Consider the following 16390-nt stretch of genomic DNA (forward strand, 5'->3'; position numbering starts at 1 on the left):
CTTTCGGGCCGCGCCGACCGGAACGCCCCGACAGGGACGCGGGGAGCCGCGCGACCAGCCGCGACGCACCGCGTCCGACGAACGGCCGCCCTACCGCTCCGCTTCCCCCTGAGCGACCTCCACCCGGCGGTGGAAGTCGACCATCCCGGTCGCGGAGGCGGCACAGGACAACCCGGCACAGGCCACCAGCAGCACGACGACCCACGCCCCGGCCCGCCGCCGCCCCCGCGGCGCCAGCAGCGCCTCGACCCGCTGCGGCACCGGCCCGGACGCGGCGCCCGACACGAACGCCGGCCGCTCGACGGCGCCCCCCTGCCCCGCCAGCGCGGCCCGGGCGATCGCGCGGGCCGTCAGCCGGCGGTCCCCCACCGTGCGCGCCGCGGCCTCGTCGGCGGCCCGCTCCACGGCCAGCCGGACGACGTCCCGGACCCGCCGCAGTGCCGGGTGGCAGTGCGCGGCGAGCTCCGCCGCGGCGAGGAAGAAGTGGTGGCCGCCCGTGTTGTGCGCCCGCTCGTGCGCGAACAGGGCCTCCCGCTCGGCTCCGTCGAGGCTGCGCAGCATTGCGGTGGTGACGACGATCCGGTGCGGACGTCCGGGCAGTGCGTACGCGTCCGGGCACGGCGAGTCGACCACGCACAGGTCGCCCGCCGCAGGCCGGCGCCCCGCCTCCGTGCGCGCGGCGTGGAAGGCGCGGGTCTGCCGGAGCACCGACCGCGCGAGGGTCCAGGCGCCCACGGCGAGGCCGCCGACCGAGAGGGCCGCCAGCGGCAGCACGAACCGGTCGGAGGCGGTGTGCAGGGGACGGACCAGCTCGCCCAGCGCGGCGAAGAACGGCAGCCTGAGGAGCCCGGCGAGGAAGAACGCGCCGAGCGCGACCAGGGAACAGCCCGCCAGGGCGACGGCCGAGGCGGTGATCACCCAGAGCGCGGTGCCCGGCGCCAGCCGGTCGAGGGCCCGCCGGGACAGGGCCGGCAGCGCGAACGGCACCAGCAGGGGCAGGAGCAGCAGCGCGATCATGACGCCGCGGGTTGTTCGCCGGATTCGAGCAGGGTCCGCAGTACGCGCTCGTCGTCGGGGCTGAGCTGGGCTACGAACCGGGCGAGCACGGTCTCCCGGTCGCTGTCCCGGTCGAGTTCGGTGTGCATCCGCTTCGCGGTGAGGCCCTGCGCGTCCTGGACGGGGACGTAGGCGTAGCCGCGGCCCTGGCGGTGCCGCCCGACCACGCCCTTGTCGTGCAGCCGGGTCAGGATCGTGGTCACCGTCGTGCGGGCCAGGTCGGTGCCGAGGCTCCGCTGCACCTGTCCGGGGGTCTGGGGCGCACCCGCGGCCCAGAGAGCCGCCATGACGCTCGCCTCCAGTTCGCCGGCGGGCCGGCGTTCGTCCTTCCCGTCGGCCATGGAAGGTTCCTCACCCCTCACTTCGTCCGCGGCCAGCAGACCGTCTACGGCAGTGTAGTCAGCCGGGGGGCGGCCGCGCCCGTGAACCCGTGGTGCGAGGCCCCGTCCGGGAGAGGTTCCGTCGCCGGCCGGGGAATCGTCCCGGGCCCGGGTTCCGGCGCACCGGGACGCGGGCCGGGCCGGTGCCGCTCGACGGCGAGGGGATCCGTCCGCTCCCCGGCCGACGTGCCGGAGGCGGCGGCCGGGGCACCGCGGGCGGGGAGACGGGCCGGGACCCACGCGGGGCGGCCCGTCGTCCGCGTTCTTCCGGAGCCGGCCGTACACGGTGCGGGCCTTGCACGGGGAGCACGAGCCGCGGTGGCCGGCACCCGCTGCGGGACGGGGTGCGGGCGGTCCGGGCGGGAGGGTCAGCCCGCCTCGGCGTGGAGGGCGTTCAGCCGGGTCAGCTCGTCCTCGGTGAGCCGGATGGCACCGGCCGCCACGTTCTCGGCCAGGTGGTCCGGGTTCCCGGTGCCGGGGATGGCGAGGACGTGCGGGCCCTGGTGCAGGGTCCAGGCGAGGCGGATCTGGGCGGGAGTGGCGTCGTGGGCGCGGGCGACGGCGAGGACCTCGTCGTCGTGGCTCGTGGTGGCGCCGAGCGCCCCTGCGTCGCCGGCGACGGCGAAGAACGGCACGAAGGCGATGCCGCGCTCACCGCATATGCGCACGACCTCGTCGGTGGCCGGGTTCGCCGCGTCGAGCCCCCACCGGTTCTGCACGCACACCACGGGGGCGATGGCCAGCGCCTCGTCGAGATGGCGCGGTTCGACGTCGGAGACGCCGAGGTGCCGGATCAGCCCGGCCTCGCGCAGTTCGGCGAGGGCGCCGAAGTGCTCGGCGATCGACTCCTGGCGCATCCGGCGCAGGTTGACGACGTCGAGATGGTCGCGGCCGAGCTGGCGCAGGTTCTCCTCGACGTGCCCGCGCAGCTGGTCCGGACGGGCGGAAGTGGCCCATTCCCCCGAATAGTCGCGGTAGGGGCCGACCTTGGTGACGATGACCAGGTCGTCGGGGTACGGGGAGAGAACGGTGTTGATGAGTTCGTTGGCGGAGCGCAGGGCGGAGAAGTAGAAGGCCGCCGTGTCGATGTGGTTCACGCCGAGCTCGACGGCCTTGCGCAGGACGGCGGTCGAGCGGGCGCGGTCGCTCGGGGTGCCGTGGTGGAAGGCGGCGCTGCCCGTCAGCCGCATCGCGCCGAAGCCGAGGCGGTGGACGGGCAGGTCACCGAGTTTCCAGGTGCCGGAGGCGTCCGCGGTGATCGTTTCGGAGGTCATCGACGGAGTCTGGCACACGATCCTGACGAGGACCCCGACGGCGGGGTCAGCAGGAGAGGTTGCCGCCGGCCGGGTCAACTCCTCCGCGGAGCACGGCCGCGCCCCTCGAAGGGGGTGCGGCCGCGGTGGGGGGTGTGAGGCACACTCAACTGCCTTGGTCTGTACCAGTCAAGGGTGTAGACCAGTCAACCGGCGCTGCCGGTCCCCGGGTCACGGCGGCGGCCGGGCCCGGCCGCTGCGGCGCGGTCGGGCCCGGAAGGTGGTGGAGGGTCAGCTCAGGGGCTTGGCGAGGACCGCCTTGCGATGGCTGAAGGTCTCGATGGAGCAGCGGCCGTGGTAGCTAATGCCGCTCTCCCTCACCCCGCCGAACGGCAGGCCGGAGGGTGAAGTCGATCTCCGAGCCGTACGCCTGCCGGGTGGTCTTGCCCAGGTCCGCGTGGAGGGCCGCGGCGACCTCGTCACCCCGCTCCGTGAGCATGGCGCGCAGCCTGCGGAGCCGGCCGGTGCGCCACTCGAGGGGCTTGGTGCGGCCGGTGCGGAAGGTGGCACGCAGCCGCGCCACGGTGTCGGCGCGCTGCTCGGGGGTGGGCTGGTTCACGGACGCCTCGCTGGTGGGGCGCATGGGCCTGGGGGCCCGACTACGGTCTCGAACGGTCAGATGTACCTTGCAACCATTCATGCCCGGAAGTACGTTCCGGCGCCCCGAAACCCCTGTGCTTGACGAAGAGCACACCTGGTCAGCCGGTCAGTTCGGCCCGCCGCCGTGCGAGGTGTGCCCGTTCGGGCAGGCTGCCGGTGAGCGCGATGGCCGCACCGTACTCGGCCGCCGCCTCGCGCTCCCGGCCGAGCCGGCGCAGCAGGTCGGCGCGGACGGCGTGCAGTACGTGGTACTCGGGCAGGTCGAGGGCGTCGACCAGTTCGAGAGCCGCGTCCGGCCCCTGGACCTCGGCCACCGCGACCGCCCGGTTCAGCGCCACCACCGGACTCGGGGCGGCCACCATGAGCTGGTCGTACAGGGCCAGGATCTGGCCCCAGTCGGTGGCATCCGCGCTCGGTGCGTCGCTGTGCACGGCATTGATCGCGGCCTGGATCTGGTAGGGGCCGGGTCGGTTGCGCCGCAGGCAGCGCCGGACGAGGTCCTGCCCCTCCGCGATCAGCTGCCGGTCCCAGCGCCGGCGGTCCTGCCCGGTCAGCGGCACCAGTTCGCCGGGCGCCGGCTCCCGGGCGGGCCGCCGGGCCTCCACCAGCAGCATGAGCCCGAGAAGCCCGGCCACCTCCGGCTCGTCCGGCATCAGTTCGTACAGCAGCCGGCCCAGCCGTACGGCCTCGGTGCACAGCCCGGGATCGCCGCCGTAGCCCTCGTTGAAGACCAGGTAGACGACGGCCAGGACGCCGTTCAGCCGGTCGGGGAGGTCGGCGTCCTTCGGTACCCGGTAGGGGATGCCCGCGTCGCGGATCTTGGCCTTGGCGCGCACCAGCCGCTGGGCGAGGGTGGGCTCGGGGACCAGGAAGGCGCGGGCGATCCGGGCTGTGCTGAGCCCGCCGAGCAGGCGCAGGGTCAGGGCCACCCGGGACTGGAGGGCGAGCGCAGGGTGGCAGCAGGTGAAGATCAGCCGGAGCCGTTCGTCGCGCACGGGGCCCTCCTCGGCCGGTGTGTCGGGCGCGTACAGCCGGGCGGCCTCGGCGTGCCGGGCGGCCCGGGAGGACTCGCGGCGCAGCCGGTCGACCGCGCGGTTGCGTGCGGTGGTGATGATCCAGCCGGCCGGGCTCGGCGGCACTCCGGTGCGCGGCCAGCTGTCCAGCGCGGTGGTGAAGGCGTCCTGGACCGCTTCCTCGGCGAGGCCGATGTCGCCGAGGAAGCGGACGAGGACCGAGACCGCGCGCCCGTACTCGGCACGGAACACGGCCTCGACGTCGGCGGACTCCGCCATCAGTGCTGGTCCACGAAGGGCCGTACCTCGATGGGGAGGGTGGTGGCGAGAGCGGCCTTGCGGCCCCATTCCAGGGCGGCGTCGAGATCCTCGGCGCGGATCAGGCAGAGGCCGCCCAGGTACTCCTTGCCCTCGGCGTACGGACCGTCGGTGATCAGCACGTCCCCGCCCTCGGGCCGCAGCATCGTGGCCGTCTCCGGACCGTGCAGTCCGCCCGCGAAGACCCAGGCGCCGGCCGCGCGCAGTTCGTCGTTGAAGGCCTCGACGTCGCGCATGATCGTGGCGAGCGCGTCGGGCGAGGGTGGGGTGGCGTCGGCGGGCTGGACCACGCTGAGCAGGTAGTGCTTCATGAAATTCTCCTCGGTCGTCGTGAGGTGTGCGTCGTGAGGTGTGCGTCGTGAGCTGTGCGCCGCGACGGTGCGCGTCGCGGGGGTGTTCTCGCCTTCTACACGAACGGCAGGCCCCCGGATCGACACCTCGCACCGCGGAACCGAAAGAATCTTCTCCATGACCATCGCCGCACATCCGCTCGTCGCCCGCGCCCGGGAACTCGCCGACGGCCTCCTCTCCCCCGCCGCCGAGCGCGTCGACCAGGAGGGTGTCCCCGCGAGCCACATCGAGGCGGTCAAACGGTCGGGCCTGCTCGGACTGAACGCCCCGGTGGCGTACGGCGGCTCGGCGGCGCCCGCGGCCGTGGCGCGTGAGACGGCGGAGATCCTGGCCGGGGCGTGCTGCTCGACCTGGTTCGTGCAGACGCAGCACCACACACCGGTGCTGACCCTGGCCGGGTCCGGGCTGCCGGTGCGGGAGCGTTTGCTGGGTCCGCTGGCGCGGGGTGAGCTGCTGTCGGGGGTGGCGTACGCGCATCTGCGGTCGTACCCGCGGGTCCCCGTGCGGGTCCGGCGGGAGGTGCGCGGATGGCTGTTCTCCGGCACCGTGCCCTGGTACACCGGCTGGGGCCTGAACGACGTGCTGATGCTGGCCGGGGTGACCGAGGACGACGAGGTGCTGTTCGCGTTCGTCGAGGCACGGGAGCAGCCGGGCCTGCGGCCGTCGGAGCCGATGCGTCTGGCCGCGCTCACCGCGGCCCGGACGGTGTCCCTGGACCTGGACGATCTGCGGGTTCCGGACGAGGCGGTCGCGCTCCGGACACCGTTCGAGGAGTGGGCGGCGACGGACCGTCCGCGGCCCCGCAACGCCGGCCCGGCGGTCTTCGGGATCGCGGAGGCGGCGCTGGCGCTGGTGGCGGAGGAGTACGCGGCCGGCCTGCGGGACCGCCTGGCCGGAATCCGCAGCCGTGCCTACGCGCTCGCGGACCATCCGGTGCCGTCCGAACACGCGGAGGAGCGGCTGGCGTTGCGGGCGGAGGCGTTCGCGCTGATGCGGGCGGCCACCACGGCGGCCGTGGTGGCGGGCGGCGGGCGGGCGATGTCGTTGGACCACCGTGCCCAACGGCTGGCCAGGGAGGGCCTGTTCCTGCTGGTCCAGGGCCAGACGAGCGAGTCGCGCACGGCGCATCTGAGGGCACTCGCGGAGCGGCACGGCTCCGGCGGCCGGTGACGGGACCAGCCCGCACGGTTGTTGCGCATCATAGAGAGTGATGCGCCAGGCAGAACGCGACCTCTTGACCCGTCGCCCCCCTTGGCTGGACGATGTTGCGCATCACTCAAGTCGTTGCGCGATGCGCACCAGGAGGGTGTCATGTCTCCTCGACCGCAGCCCGGCCGCGAGTTCGTCCTCACCCTGTCCTGTCCCGACCGGGCCGGTCTGGTCCACGCCGTCACCGGGTTCCTGGTGGGCCACGGCGGCAACATCCTGGAGAGCCAGCAGTTCGACGACCGGCTCCAGGACCGCTTCTTCATGCGGGTGCACTTCGACGTCCCGGACGACGCCGTGTCCCTGGAGGACCTGCGCACCGGTTTCGTCCCGGTCGCCGAGGAGCACCGCATCGTCTGGCGGCTGACCGACGCGTCGACCCCGACCCGCACCCTCGTCATGGTGTCGAGGTTCGGCCACTGCCTGAACGACCTGCTGTTCCGCAGGTCCACGGGCGCGCTCAACATCGACATCCCGGCGATCGTCTCCAACCACCGCGACGTCGAACCACTGGCCCGGACGTACGGCATCCCCTTCCACCACATCCCGGTCACCCCCGACACCAAGGCGGAGGCGGAGGCCCGGCTGCTGCGGCTCGTCGCCGAGACGGACGTCGACCTGGTGGTGCTCGCCCGCTACATGCAGATCCTCTCCGACGACCTGTGCAAGCAACTCGACGGCCGCGCCATCAACATCCACCACTCGTTCCTGCCGAGCTTCAAGGGAGCCCGGCCGTACGTCCAGGCGCACCGGCGGGGCGTCAAGCTGGTGGGTGCCACCGCGCACTATGTGACGCCCGACCTGGACGAGGGCCCGATCATCGAGCAGGACGTCGTCCGGGTGAGCCATGCGCACGCCCCGGACGAGCTGGTCGCGCTGGGCCGTGACGTGGAGGCCCAGGTGCTCGCCCGCGCCGTGCGCTGGCACAGCGAGAGCCGGGTCCTGGTCAACGGCCGCTGCACGGTGGTCTTCCGCTGACACCGGTCACCAACAGCGGGCCGCCACCGAGAAGGTGACGGCCCGCTCGCGCTGATGCCTCACGCGTGTTCCACGGCCGCGTCCAGCAGCCAGTCCGCCAGGTAGCCGGCGAAGGAGGAGCGCACCAGGACCCAGAAGCCGGCCCCGGTCTCCTCGCGCGCGACCAGGACGACCTGGGTGCGGGCCAGCATGGTCTGGGCGCAGCGGCCGGGGCCGAAGACGCGGGGATGCAGGTCCAGGGCGCAGCCGTGGGCGAGCAGGTCGCGGGCGCGCGGGCCGCCGACGAGGAGTGTGGTGCGCTGGGCGGAGACGTCCGTGACGGCGACGGCGCCCGGTGCGTCCCCGGCGGCCGCGCGGATCCGGCTCTCCAGGTCCCGCTCGGTGCCGGGCCGGCCCACCACCAGCCATTCGTCGGGGCCGAGCCAGACCGCGGTCACCTCCCCCGCGTGCACCACGGTGTCGGGTTCGAGGGGCAGTTGGAGTCCCAGGGCCGGTCCGACGGCGTCCGCCGCCGGGCCCTTGGCGTCGAGGCGGACGTTCACCTGGGCCAGGAAAGGGAGTTCGGCAAGGCGGAGCGCGCCACGGGAGGAACGGGTCACCGCGGCCAGGCGGGGCGCGGCGTCGGCCAGGGGGCTGCGCCGGCATGCGGTCGGGGCGGTGTCAGCCATCGCGGCGGGCTCCCTCGGGGTCGTAGAGGACGGGGTTTGCGACAGTCACCGGCAGGTGCTGTTCGCCCACGGGGGCGTAGAGGCGTTCGCCGATGCGGTCCCGGCCGCCCTTGACCAGGGCGAGGGCGAAGGTCCGGCCGAGCGCGGCGCTGCGGTAGCTGGAGGTGACGTGGCCGAGCATCGGCACGGGCGGGGCGGGCAGCCGGCCGTCGGCGACCAGCTGCGTGCCCTCGGGAAGGAGGGCGGTGGGGTCGTCGGTGAGCAGGGCGACGAGATGCCTGCGGCCGGGGCGCACGGTGTCGGCCCGCGAGTAGGAGCGCTTGCCGATGAAGTCGGGCTTCTTCTTCGAGACCGCCCAGCCCATGCCGAGGTCCTGCGGGGTGACGGTGCCGTCGGTGTCCTGGCCGACGATCGGGTAGCCCTTCTCGGCGCGCAGCACGTGCATGGTCTCGGTGCCGTAGGGGGTGATGCCGTACGGGGCGCCCGCCTCGTACAGCGCGTCCCAGAGCGCCACCGCGTGCCACGGCGACACGTTGATCTCGTAGGCGAGTTCGCCGGAGAAGCTGATCCGGCACACGCGGGCGTCGAGGCCCGCGACGGTGGTGTCCCGCCAGGCCATGAACGGGAAGTCGTCGTTGGACACGGCCAGTCCGGGCGCGAGCGAGCCGAGGACCGCGCGGGAGTCGGGGCCGACCAGGGCGACGGTCGCCCAGTGCTCGGTGACCGAGGTGCAGTGCACCCGCAGGTCGGGCCACTCGGTCTGCAGCCACTCCTCCATCCAGTCCAGGACGGCGGCCGCGTTGCCGGTCGTGGTGGTGACCAGGAACCGGTCGGGGGCGAGCCGGATGACCGTGCCGTCGTCGAACACCATCCCGTCCGGGCGGCACATCACGCCGTAGCGGATCATGCCGACCTTCAGGGTGCTCATCATGTTCGTGTACAGCAGGTCCAGGAAGTGTGCGGCGTCCGGGCCCTGGACGTCGATCTTGCCGAGCGTGGAGGCGTCCATGAAGGCCACGCCCTCGCGGGCGGCGCGGCACTCGCGGAGCACCGCGGTCGCCATGTCCTCGCCGTCCCGCGGGTAGTACCAGGGCCGCTTCCACTGCCCGACGTTCTCGAACAGCGCGCCGTGCCCGACGTGCCGGCCGTGCAGCGCCGTGGTGCGGACCGGGTCGTGCAGAGCGCCCCGGTTGCGCCCGGCGAGGGCGGCGAAGGAGACGGGGGTGTACGGCGGCCGGAAGGTGGGCAGGCCGAGCGCCGAGATGTCCACGCCGAGGAGCTCGGCGACGACGCCGCTCGCCAGAAGGCCGCCGGTCTTGCCCTGGTCGTTGGCGGTACCGGCGGTGGTGTAGCGCTTGGTGTGCTCCACCGAACGCAGGCCCGCGCCGGTCGCCCGGCTCAGGTCGGCCACGGTCACGTCGCGTTGCAGGTCGACGAAGCGGGGGGCCGCGCCGGGGACGGTGAAGACCGGCATGGGCGGGGTGTACGGCTGTACGGCGACGGCGGGGAGGGCGGGGGGCTCGGCGGTGTGGCCCTCTGCCGCCACCGCGCGGGTGCCGGCCGCCGCGCCCTGGGCGAGGGCCGTGGCGAGGTCGGACGCCCCGTTCACGGCGCCCGCCGCCGTCACCGCCTGGCGGCAGCCGTCGGGCACGAACGTGCCGAGCGCCTCGTCGTGGCGGAGCCTGCCGCCCGCCTGGCTGAACAGGTGCGCGACCGGGTTCCAGCCGCCGGAGACGAGGAGGAGGTCGGCGGCGAACTCGCGTCCGGGTGCCGTGCCTTCGCAGGGGGCGGCCGTCACAGCGGTGACACGCTCCGCGCCCGCCGTGCCGGTGACCGCGTGGCCGGCCAGTACCTCGAGGCCCGCGGACCGGGCGCGGGCGGCCCACTCCCCCGGTTCGGGGCGCGTGTCGGCGATGGCCGCGACGGTCACACCGGCGGCGGCGAGGTCGAGGGCGGCGGCGTAGGCGGTGTCGTTGGTGGTGAACACGACCGCCCGGCGGCCGGCCAGGACGCCGTAGCGGTGGAGGTACGTGCGGGCCGCGGCCGCCAGCATCACGCCGGGGCGGTCGTTGTCGCCGAAGGCGACGGAGCGCTCGTGCGCGCCGGTGGCGAGGACGACGTGCCGGGCGCGGATCCGCCAGACGCGTTCGCGGGAGACGTGGGGTGGTGCGGCGACGCCGAGGTGGTGGGTGCGGCGCTCCACGGCGAGGAGGTGGTTGTCGTCGTAGTGGCCGAAGACGGTGGTGCGGGGCAGGACCCGTACCTCGGGGGCGGCTTCGAGGCGGGCGCGGGTCGCGGCGACCCAGTCGAGGTGCTCGCCGGTGCCGAGCAGGCTGCCGCCGGGTTCGGGCTGGTCGTCGGCGAGGATGACGCGGGCGCCGGTGGTGGCCGCGGCCGCCGCCGCCGCGAGGCCGGCCGGGCCGGCGCCGACGATCAGCAGGTCGCAGTGGGCGTGTACGGCGTCGTAGCGGGCCGGGTCGGGGGTGGCGGCGAGACGGCCCTGGCCGGGGAGGCTGCTCGCCACCAGGCCGTCGTGGAGTTCGACGGTGGTGGCGGGGAGCATCGGTTCGGGGAAGGGGGCCTCGATCTGGACGACCGCGTTGGGTTCCTCGACGCCGGCGGAGAAGATGCCGCGGGGGCGGCCGAGTTTGATGCTGGTGGCGGTCCGGATGACGCCGTTGGCGAGGAGGGCGGAGGCGAGGGTGTCGCCTCGGTAGCCCTGGTACTCGGTGCCGTCGAAGGTGAAGGTGAGGGGGGTGGTGCGGTCGATGCGGCCGCCGGTGGGGGTGCGGTGGGGACGGTCGCCCCCGCCGCCCCTGCCCGTCCCGTCCTGAAGGGGCGCCGCCCCTTCCACCCCGCTGGGGGCTGCGCCCCCGGCCCCCTCTTCGGCCTGAACGGCCGCGTCCTCGAACGCCGGACGGGCCGGCAGGGGTGAAGTCGGCCCGCAACTCCCCGCCGGGCCAGTCCCCGCCGGACGGGCCGGGAGGGGTGGCCGGGGGTCGCGTGGGCGGTACGTCGTCAGGATCTCGTTCGTCGAGGTGTCGCGGACCGCGTTGAACCATCTCCGGCAGCCTGCCGCGTGGCTCCAGCGTTCCGCGAACGGGCCCTTGGGGTTGTCCCGGAAGAACAGGTAACGCGCCCACTCCTCGTCGGTGAGGGATGCCGGGTTCTCGGGGTACGGCACGTGGGCCTGGCCGCCGTAGTGGAACTCGGTCTCGTCGCGGGGCCCGCACCACGGGCAGGGGATGAGCAGCATGGTTGGGCTCCCTAGTGGGCCACCGCGGCCGCGCCGTGTTCGTCGACGAGCGCGCCGGTGGTGAAACGGTCGAGCGAGAAGGGGGCGTTGAGGTGGTGGGGGCTGTCGTGGGCGATGGTGTGGGCGTAGACCCAGCCGACGCCCGGGGTGGCCTTGAAACCGCCGGTTCCCCAGCCGCAGTTGAGGTAGAGGCCGCTCACCGGGGTGAGGCCGACGATCGGTGAGGCGTCGGGGCTGACGTCGACGATGCCGCCCCAGGTGCGCAGCACGTGGGCGCGGGCGAAGACCGGGAAGAGTTCGAGGGCGGCGGCCATCTGCTCCTCGATGACGTGGAACGCACCGCGCTGGGTGTAGGAGTTGTACGCGTCGATGCCCGCGCCCATCACCAGCTCGCCCTTGTGCGCCTGGCTGACGTAGACGTGCACCGCGTTGGACATGACGACGGTGGGGTGGACGGGCTCCAGCAGCTCCGAGACGAGGGCCTGCAAGGGGTGGCTCTGGAGGGGGAGTTCGATGCCGGCCATCGCGGCGAGCACGGAGGTGTGGCCGGCCGAGCACAGGGCCACCTTGCCGGCCGCGATCGGGCCGCGGGTCGTCCGGACGCCGACGACCCGGCCGCCCACCACATCGAGCCCTGTGACCTCGCAGTTCTGGATGATGTCGACGCCGGCCGCGTCCGCGGAGCGGGCGAGGCCCCAGGCGACGTAGTCGTGCTTGGCGATGCCGGCACGGGGCTGGTAGGTGCCGCCGAGGACCGGGTAGCGCACGTCGGGCGAGGTGTTGACGATCGGGCAGACCTCTTTGACGCCGTCCGCGTCGAGCCACTCGGCGTCGACGCCGTTGAGGCGGTTGGCCTCGACCCGGCGGACGCTGTCGCGGACGTCCTGGAGGCTGTGGGCGAGGTTCAGGACGCCGCGCTGGGAGAAGAGGATCGGGTAGTCGAGTTCCTCCTCCAGCCCCTCCCAGAGTTTCAGCGCGTGTTCGTAGATGCCCGCGCTCTCGTCCCAGAGGTAGTTGGAGCGGATGATCGTGGTGTTGCGGGCCATGTTGCCGCCCGCGAGCCAGCCCTTCTCCAGGACAGCCACGTTGGTGATGCCGTGGTTCTTGGCGAGGTAGTGGGCGGTGGCGAGGCCGTGTCCGCCGCCGCCGACGATGACGACGTCGTACGACCGCCCGGGCTCGGGGGTGCGCCAGAGGAAGTCCGGGTGGTCGGGGAGGTCGGCGCCTGGGGTGCGGGGGCTCATCGGACGGCTCCGTCGTGCGAGAGGTGCGGGTAGAGCGGGTGCTCGGCCGCGAGCGCCTCGGTGCGGGCGCGCAGGGCGGCGAGGTCCGGCTCGGGCTGGAGGGCGAGCGCGATGACGTCGGCCACCTCGGCGAAGTCCTCCGCCGTGAAGCCCCTGGTGGCCAGTGCGGGGGTGCCGATGCGCAGGCCGGAGGTGACCATCGGCGGGCGCGGGTCGAAGGGGACGGCGTTGCGGTTGACGGTGATGCCGATCCCGTGGAGCAGGTCCTCCGCCTGGCGGCCGTCCAGCGGGGACTTGCGCAGATCGACCAGGACCAGGTGGACGTCGGTGCCACCGGTCAGCACCCGCACTCCGGCCGCGGCCGCGTCGGGCCGGGTCAGCCGCTCGGCGAGGAGACGGGCACCCGCCAGGGTGCGGGCCTGCCGCTCGGCGAACTCCGGGGTTGCCGCGACCTTGAACGAGACGGCCTTCGCCGCGATGACGTGCTCCAGCGGGCCACCCTGCATCCCGGGGAACACCGCCGAGTTGATCTTCTTGGCGAGGTCGGCGTCGTCGGTGAGGACGACTCCGCCGCGCGGGCCGCCGAGGGTCTTGTGCGTCGTGGTGGTGACCACGTGGGCGTGCGGGACGGGGCTCGGGTGCAGCCCCGCCGCCACCAGGCCCGCGAAGTGCGCCATGTCGACCATGAGCAGGGCCCCGACCTCGTCGGCGATCCGCCGGAAGGCCGCGAAGTCGAGCTGCCTCGGGTACGCCGACCAGCCGGCGATGATCATCTTCGGCCGGTGTTCCTTGGCGAGCCGCTCCACCTCGTCCAGGTCCACGAGGTTGTCGGTCTCGGAGACGTGGTACGGCACGACGTTCAGCATCTTGCCGCTGTAGTTGAGGCGCATGCCGTGGGTGAGGTGGCCGCCGTGCGCGAGGTCGAGGCCGAGGATCGTGTCGCCGGGCCGGAGCAGGGCGAAGAAGACGGCGGTGTTGGCCTGGGCACCCGAGTGCGGCTGCACGTTGGCGTACCCCGCCCCGAACAGCGACTTGACCCGTTCGATCGCCAACCGCTCCGTGACGTCGACGTGTTCGCAGCCGCCGTAGTAGCGGCGGCCGGGGTAGCCCTCGGCGTACTTGTTCGTCGCCACGGAACCCTGCGCCTCCATCACGGCGACGGGCGCGAAGTTCTCGGAGGCGATCATCTCCAGGGTGGACTGCTGCCGGTGCAGCTCGCCACGGAGAGCGGCGTGCACCTCGGGGTCGAGCTCGGCCAGGGGCAAGTTGAGCGCGTTCATACGGGTTCCGCGATCCTTTCAGCGACCTCGGCGAGGCGCCCCGCAAGGGGCGCTGGGGGTATCCCCAGCCGAAGGCTGGGGGAGGATCTGCGCGACCAGCCACGGCGAGCCCGCAGCCGAACAGCGACGCCACACGAATCCCTCACCCGCGGAGACGACTCATCCCCGGGTCGAACAACGGCTCCTCGGCCACCACCGCCTGGACGCGCTGGTCGAAGTACCCGATCTGGACGCCGGTCCCCGGCACCGCCAGCTCCGCCGGCAACCACGCGTAAGCGATCCCCTTGCCGATCGTGTAGCCGTACGCCGCGCTGGTCACGTAACCCACCGCGCGCTCGCCGTGGTACACCGGCTCCTTGCCCATGACGACGGCCCGCGGGTCGTCGACGGTGAGGCAGCTCAGCCGGCGCCGCACATCCGCCTTGCGCCGCTCCAGTGCGTCCCGCCCGACGAAGTCGCCCTTGTCGGGCCTGACGGCGAAGCCGACGCCGGCCTCGTAGGGGTCGTGCTCGTAGGTCATGTCGGTGCCGAAGGAGCGGTAGCCCTTCTCCAGCCGGAGGCTGTTGAAGGCGCCGCGGCCGGCGATGATCCCGCCGAGCGGCTCGGCCCCCTGCCACAGGGTGTCCCACAGCTTCTGGCCCTGGTCGGCGGTCGTGTACAGCTCCCAGCCGAGTTCGCCGACGTACGACAGCCGCATGGCGGTGACCGGTACCGAGCCGACGTAGGCGCGCTTGGCACGGAAGTACTTGAGGCCCTCGTTGGAGAAGTCGGCGTCGGTGAGCGGCTGGAGGACCTCGCGGGCGAGGGGGCCCCACAGGCCGATGCAGCAGGTGCCGGGGGTGATGTCGCGGACCTGGACCGTGCCGTCGGCCGGGAGGTGCCGGGTGAACCAGTCGAGGTCGAGGTTGCCGTTGGCGCCGACCTGGAAGAGGCCGGGGGCGAGACGGGCCACGGTGATGTCGCTGCGGATGCCGCCGTCGTGGTCGAGGAGCAGCGTGTACGTCACCGAGCCGACGGACTTGGCGACCTTGCCGGTGACGAGGCCCTCCAGGAAGCCGGCGGCGCCCGGGCCGCTGACCTCCAGGCGCTTGAGGGCGGTCATGTCGTACATCGCGACTGTCTCCCGGGTGACCTGGGCCTCGGCGCCGACGATCGGCGACCAGTAGCGGGCGGCCCAGTCGTTGGGGGTGGGGATCGAACGGCCTTCGAGCAGGCGCGCGTTGGCCTCGTACCACTGGGGGCGCTCCCAGCCGTTCGCCTCCAGGAAGAACGCACCGTGCTCCTGCTGGCGGGCGTGGAAGGGGCTGGTGCGGATCGGACGCGGCTTCCCGGACGGCTGGAGGGGGTGGAGGATGTCGTAGACCTCGACGAAGTTCTGGCAGTCGCGGGCCAGGACGTACTCGGGGGCGAGCTGGTGCGGCTCGAAGCGGTTGACGTCGCACTCGTGCAGGTCGAAGGACGAGCAGTGGCCGTCGACCAGCCACTCGGCGACCGCGCGGCCGACGCCCGCGGAGTGGGTGACCCAGACGGCCTCGGCGACCCAGAAGCCCTTGACGTCCGGGGACTCGCCGAGCAGCGGGTAGCCGTCGGTGGTGAAGGAGAAGAGGCCGTTGATGCCCTCCTCGACCTTGGCCTCGCGGGTCGCGGGGAGCAGGGAGCGGGTCTCGGTCCAGGCGTCCTCGAAGTCCTCCTCGGTGAACTTCAGGACGGAGGGCATCTGGTCGGCCTCGTCCACGGAGAGGATGTCGTCCGCCGAGACGGGCATGGGGCGGTGGCCGTAGGAGCCGACGCCGAGTGCGTCGAAGCGGTCGCGGTAGTAGAGGTCGGCGTCCTGGTGGCGCAGGATCGGGCGGACCGCCTCCTCGGTCTGGCCGGCGAGGGCGGGGACCGGGCCGGTCCAGGCGAACTGGTGGGCGAGCGGGGTGAGGGGCAGGTTCATGCCGGCCATGCGGGCGATCCTCGGGCCCCAGATGCCGGCGCAGCAGACGACGATGTCGGCGGGGAGTTCGCCCTGGTCGGTCAGTACGGAGGTGACCCGGCCCGCGCTCTGCCGGACGTCCAGGACCTCGTGGCGGGCGAGGAAGCGGACGCCTCGCTCGGTGGCGCGGCGGATCTGGGCCTCGACGGCCAGGACGGCCTTGGCGAGGCCGTCGGTGGGGACGTGGAGGCCGCCGAGGACCCGGTCGGGGTTGACCAGCGGGTGCAGCTCGACGCACTCCTCGGGGGTGAGGATCCGCGCCTCGATGCCCCACGCGGTGATCCAGCCGTGCCGGCGGTGGAGTTCGGCGAGCCGCTCCGGGGTGGTGGCCACTTCGAGGCCGCCGACCTGGAGGAAGCAGGGCTTGCCGTCGACGTCGAGGGAGCAGAGCTTCTCGACGGTGTAGCGGGCCAGCTCCGTCATGGTCTTCGAGGGGTTCGTCTGGAAGACCAGTCCCGGGGCGTGTGAGGAGGAGCCGCCGGTGGCCGGGAGGGGGCCCTGGTCGACCACGGTCACCTCGGTCCAGCCGCGTGCGGAGATCTCGTCCGCGAGGGCCGCCCCCACGACGCCCGCTCCGATGATGACCACTCGGGGTCCCGCCATCGCCCAACCTCCGAACTTGAGACCGGTGCAGTTGCTTTGTGCGCAACGTGATTCAGGCTGCGCAACTCAATGTGCCCGCCGCCCAGGAGGGGTGTCAAGGGGGTGGCGACCCGGCGGAACCGGACCCGGAACAAGCCGGTGACGGC

General features: G+C 73.3%; 12 protein-coding genes and 1 pseudogene. 2 read left to right on the forward strand and 11 right to left on the reverse strand.

The window, feature by feature from the left end:
* Nucleotides 1-90 precede the first annotated feature (90 nt).
* The 6 genes and pseudogenes from BLW82_RS02760 to BLW82_RS02785 form a co-directional block, all read right to left on the reverse strand.
* Nucleotides 91-1017 carry a M48 family metalloprotease gene (locus BLW82_RS02760; protein WP_093497288.1) on the reverse strand — a complete coding sequence of 309 codons (927 nt, stop codon included), beginning with the start codon at nt 1015-1017 and terminating at the stop codon, nt 91-93.
* On the reverse strand, nt 1014-1397 hold the full coding sequence (locus BLW82_RS02765; protein WP_093497289.1) for a BlaI/MecI/CopY family transcriptional regulator: 384 nt from the start codon (nt 1395-1397) through the stop codon (nt 1014-1016). The genes BLW82_RS02760 and BLW82_RS02765 overlap by 4 nt, the downstream gene beginning before the upstream one ends.
* A 407-nt stretch (nt 1398-1804) precedes the next feature.
* The gene (locus BLW82_RS02770; RefSeq protein WP_093497290.1) at nt 1805-2710 is read right to left on the reverse strand and encodes an aldo/keto reductase; all 906 of its coding nucleotides are present in this window, start codon (nt 2708-2710) and stop codon (nt 1805-1807) included.
* A gap of 376 nt (nt 2711-3086) precedes the next feature.
* A pseudogene (locus BLW82_RS02775) lies at nt 3087-3308 on the reverse strand (aldehyde dehydrogenase family protein); the annotation flags it as partial.
* Nucleotides 3309-3447: 139 nt separating this feature from the next.
* Nucleotides 3448-4641, reverse strand: coding sequence for an RNA polymerase sigma factor (locus BLW82_RS02780; protein ID WP_093497291.1), 1194 nt, complete (start codon nt 4639-4641; stop codon nt 3448-3450).
* Complete coding sequence (locus tag BLW82_RS02785) at nt 4641-4991, reverse strand: YciI family protein (protein ID WP_093497292.1); 351 nt, start codon at nt 4989-4991, stop codon at nt 4641-4643. Before BLW82_RS02785 ends, BLW82_RS02780 begins: the two co-directional genes overlap by 1 nt.
* Nucleotides 4992-5148: 157 nt before the next feature.
* On the opposite strand from BLW82_RS02785, the gene BLW82_RS02790 reads away from it, so the two are divergent.
* Together BLW82_RS02790 and purU are read left to right on the forward strand one after the other, a co-directional pair.
* On the forward strand, nt 5149-6201 hold the full coding sequence (locus tag BLW82_RS02790) for an acyl-CoA dehydrogenase family protein (RefSeq protein ID WP_093497293.1): 1053 nt from the start codon (nt 5149-5151) through the stop codon (nt 6199-6201).
* 141 nt (nt 6202-6342) lie between these two features.
* Nucleotides 6343-7215, forward strand: coding sequence for a formyltetrahydrofolate deformylase (purU, locus tag BLW82_RS02795; RefSeq protein ID WP_093497294.1), 873 nt, complete (start codon nt 6343-6345; stop codon nt 7213-7215).
* A gap of 59 nt (nt 7216-7274) precedes the next feature.
* Here purU and BLW82_RS02800 read toward each other — a convergent pair whose 3' ends face one another.
* From BLW82_RS02800 to BLW82_RS02820, 5 genes are all read right to left on the reverse strand, one after another.
* A complete protein-coding gene (locus tag BLW82_RS02800; RefSeq protein WP_093497295.1) occupies nt 7275-7883 on the reverse strand; it encodes a sarcosine oxidase subunit gamma in 609 nt (202 codons plus the stop codon).
* Nucleotides 7876-11139 carry a sarcosine oxidase subunit delta family protein gene (locus tag BLW82_RS46030; RefSeq protein WP_093497296.1) on the reverse strand — a complete coding sequence of 1088 codons (3264 nt, stop codon included), beginning with the start codon at nt 11137-11139 and terminating at the stop codon, nt 7876-7878. Before BLW82_RS46030 ends, BLW82_RS02800 begins: the two co-directional genes overlap by 8 nt.
* 11 nt (nt 11140-11150) lie before the next feature.
* Nucleotides 11151-12383, reverse strand: a complete 1233-nt coding sequence (locus tag BLW82_RS02810) for a sarcosine oxidase subunit beta family protein (RefSeq protein ID WP_093497297.1) — start codon at nt 12381-12383, stop codon at nt 11151-11153.
* Complete coding sequence (gene glyA / locus BLW82_RS02815; protein ID WP_093497298.1) at nt 12380-13663, reverse strand: serine hydroxymethyltransferase; 1284 nt, start codon at nt 13661-13663, stop codon at nt 12380-12382. Before glyA ends, BLW82_RS02810 begins: the two co-directional genes overlap by 4 nt.
* 142 nt (nt 13664-13805) lie before the next feature.
* Nucleotides 13806-16244: a GcvT family protein gene (locus BLW82_RS02820; RefSeq protein ID WP_093497299.1), complete on the reverse strand. Its 2439-nt coding sequence runs from the start codon at nt 16242-16244 to the stop codon at nt 13806-13808.
* Between the last annotated feature and the right edge of the window lie 146 nt (nt 16245-16390).

Source organism: Streptomyces sp. Ag109_O5-10, from assembly GCF_900105755.1.
GTDB lineage: Bacteria > Actinomycetota > Actinomycetes > Streptomycetales > Streptomycetaceae > Streptomyces.